The following is a 758-nucleotide window of genomic DNA, read 5'->3' on the forward strand; positions in this document are numbered from 1 at the left end:
CTTTAATATTTTTTATACCAGCTATGTTGATGACCAATTTCCATTCAACAGCCTAGTGCGTCAGAAAGCGATTCAAGTGGAATTAATATTGCGACGCACCGCCAATACACAACTGACGATGAAACATGCCATTCGTTACGCCTATGCGGTATGGTGTGTCCGGGTCAGTCATGGACATTACCTGACTGAGAATATTCAGGATCCGCTGAAGCCGGAAGCCATGTTATCGTCGATGATGCAGAAGCGACTGCGCTTGCTGGATAACATTATTGCACCGATGTTTCCGGCCAAACCGGCGATTAAAACCATGGAGCTAAGGTCGGTGCTGGCCGCGATTTATGCATTTGGCGAAATTGATCACTCAGCTGAAGATTTAACACCAGCAATGACGGCGAAATTCGATGACATTCAACTCGCGATTGCAAATGCTTATGTCAAAACTTTTCATCGAGCTATCCAACCCAGCATTCTTGAAAATCTTGAAAAAGTCCTGTTTCCGTTGCACTTTCGCTTATTGTATTTCGGTACAAGTGGGATTGGACAACCAATTAATAAGCAGCAATACGCCAAAGAATTTCCTATTCATTATCAATTCGTCACTACCGTCGCACTTGAACTACAAACCGTTTTTATCGATTGCGATAATTTGTTCGACAAAATTTTGACGGAGTATCTGACAGCAACGATTATGAATTTTGAGGTTAGTGAAACATTGCCAGTGGTTACGGTAACGTTGGATATGGCTGATTTACCGGCGC

Annotated in this window: 1 protein-coding gene; it reads left to right on the plus strand. The window is 43.0% G+C overall.

Annotated elements, in window-relative coordinates; genetic code table 11:
• The coding region (locus tag WEIDD23_RS13275) for a hypothetical protein (RefSeq protein ID WP_197458741.1) at positions 1–758 on the plus strand (758 nt) is incomplete at both ends.

The sequence above is a fragment of the Weissella sp. DD23 genome (assembly GCF_001579105.1).
Lineage (GTDB): Bacteria > Bacillota > Bacilli > Lactobacillales > Lactobacillaceae > Weissella > Weissella cibaria.